The 2,294-nt window shown below is 38.1% G+C and carries 2 protein-coding genes and 1 pseudogene; 1 reads left to right on the top strand and 2 read right to left on the bottom strand.

Annotation, left to right across the window (positions count from 1 at the left end; all coding sequences use genetic code 11):
• Positions 1 to 605: 605 nt before the first annotated feature.
• Both MTCD1_RS18170 and MTCD1_RS21870 read right to left on the bottom strand, forming a co-directional pair.
• Positions 606 to 896 carry a YciI family protein gene (locus tag MTCD1_RS18170; RefSeq protein ID WP_057180822.1) on the bottom strand — a complete coding sequence of 97 codons (291 nt, stop codon included), beginning with the start codon at positions 894 to 896 and terminating at the stop codon, positions 606 to 608.
• A 156-nt stretch (positions 897 to 1,052) separates the two neighbouring features.
• Positions 1,053 to 1,361 (bottom strand): excalibur calcium-binding domain-containing protein, encoded by a 309-nt coding sequence (locus tag MTCD1_RS21870; RefSeq protein ID WP_057180821.1) that lies wholly within the window; start codon positions 1,359 to 1,361, stop codon positions 1,053 to 1,055.
• 212 nt (positions 1,362 to 1,573) lie between these two features.
• Between MTCD1_RS21870 and MTCD1_RS18160 the strand changes: the two are divergent.
• Positions 1,574 to 2,218 (top strand): annotated as a pseudogene (locus MTCD1_RS18160) (IS4 family transposase); the annotation flags it as partial.
• Between the last annotated feature and the right edge of the window lie 76 nt (positions 2,219 to 2,294).

Here is a 2,294-nt window from a genome sequence, read left to right as displayed (position 1 = left end):
TGGTATTGGCTCCGTTTGGATTGGCGTCTTCACCTTAGCCTATTAGGTCAAAGGTGAGGAGTCCATACCATTGAAAACAGTCCAATTATCTGTTTTTTGTCCTTATTAATTAGCTTATGTGTAAATATAAATTGATAACCTAGGGCTTGTTTTTGAAAAGATCAGGCCTCTTAATTGATAAATATAAAAAGATAGATAAGGCCAGCATTCCAATACTTTTAAGAGTCGTGAACCCTATATCCAGTCTCACAAAATCCATAATAAAATCAACACTAGAAAATGCTGCTAAAAAAATAGCCAAAAACTCTATGAACTTTGATAATTTAGTCGAATCCGACATTAGGTACTCCTTTACACATAACGAGCTTGTAGAATAACTCGTTTATTATGAATTACCCCCTAAAATCGGGGTGGTAAATGCATTGCCTATATCGAGTTAATCCTCTACAGTTCGATACAGGAGCACAAAATTTTAGTAGTTTTGGCTGAATTAGTTATTCAACAGCCTCAACGCCCAAATAACAGGCAAAAAATTGTTGGCTAAAATAGCGACGCAGGAGCAAAAACCAACTGTTATTTGTCCTTGTTTAATTTCTTATGTGCTTTTAAGTACTAAGTAAAAAACTCAACTCTGGAGATGTTTTAGTCGGGATAAATTCGGTTACAACAAACTCAGCTAATTTTTCCCGATGAAAAGGATCGTTAGCTAAAATACTTTCCAATTCTACTTTAGTCGCAACTGTTGCCAGAATGAAACCACCCGTTCTCGGCTCTTTCCTCCCAGATGCTATAAAATTACCAAGTGAGTATTGCTTATCAAGATGTATGAGATGCTCTGCTATATACTCATCTATCTCTTCAAGAGTAGACGTATAATTAAGTGAAACTATAAACATTTGACTTCCTTTTCATGATATGAGATTTGGCAGTGACTAAGCACATAACGCTGCTATTAAGCGGCAAATTGCAGTTGGCTAAAATAAGTGAGGCACGAACAAAAAGCCAACTGTAATTTGTCCGACTTGAAAACCCTTAGAGGTTTGAAAGCTCCTCTACTTATTAAATTGTCTTTCGCACGGAATGCCATCACCATCCTCGTCCATTTTTGTATTAGGGCAATAGCGGGTAAAGTATTTCGCTTCTTCATATGATTTCATTTGAGAACAATGCTGTCTGCCATCGCATTTATAGGTGACTTTAGGTTTAGCTAACTCTTTAGCTAGAGCTAATGTTTTCATAGCATCACTATTTGAAAATTCAGATACAGCTTTTGTACGAGTTGATTCGACTAGAGTGCTGTCTTTAAAATAGAACTGCCAAGCTGCGGCACAAATAACTATGAGAATAAGTAAGTTTTTCAAATGAACACCATCCTTGATAAAACCTAAACGCCCTAATAATGGGCAAAAAATTGTTGGCTAAAATGTTGAGGAAAGAAAACAGACAACTGTTTTTTGTCCTTATTAATTAGCTTATTACGTAATGCCGATCAGTTAAGAAATTTTTAAGATCCATTGACCGATCTTCTGGTTAGGTTATAAAGGCTTCTGAATTTATTCAGGAGCCTTTTCTTTTGCAGCTATCTACCGCTTTATCACAAGTTTCACAAAACAATTTCACCGAGTTTACTGCGCTAAGTGAGCTATTAGAGCCTAGCCTCGTTGCTGATGCATTAGCACAATCTGGAGTTGCTACCATCAGGAAACGTAAACTCCCCATGGAACAAATGGTATGGGCTGTTATTGGTATGGCTTTATTTCGTAAAATGTCCATGCGCCAACTCGTTAATCAACTTGATATCATCCTGCCTAACGGTGACCCTTATGTCGCTCCAAGTGCCGTCACACAAGCGAGAAAAAAGCTTGGTCATCAATCAATAGAACGTATTTTCAATCAAACTCAATCTTTATGGCATGAGAAGTCAGCACATCCAACATGGTGTGGCTTAACGCTATTAGGGGTTGATGGTGTTGTATGGCGAACGCCTGACTCAAAAGAAAATAGCGAACACTATGGCCGAACGGGTAATCGCTACGGTAAAGCAAGCTATCCTCAAGTGCGTATGGTTTGCCAAATGGAATTGACGAGTCATTTATTGACACAAAGTGCTTTTGATAGCGTTGATATTAGTGAGATGAAATTAGCTGAGTCATTAATAAAAACAACGCCAGATAATAGCCTTACATTATTTGACCGGGGATTTTACTCGCTTGGACTGTAAGCGTATAGGGATCGGCACCTAGCCGCGCTCAATATTCCATGGTAACAGCGGTTCAAGGTTGTTTGGTTGCTCA

The organism is Colwellia marinimaniae (assembly GCF_002207865.1).
GTDB lineage: Bacteria > Pseudomonadota > Gammaproteobacteria > Enterobacterales > Alteromonadaceae > Colwellia > Colwellia marinimaniae.
The sequence above is the reverse complement of the archived record's forward strand: the minus strand, read 5'-3'. Positions and strand labels throughout refer to the sequence as shown.

What these genes read in the sequence shown, in the direction of transcription:
- MTCD1_RS18170 (WP_057180822.1), bottom strand. Translation starts at nt 896, where the DNA reads ATGTTTATAGTTTCACTTAATTATACGTCTACTCTTGAAGAGATAGAT.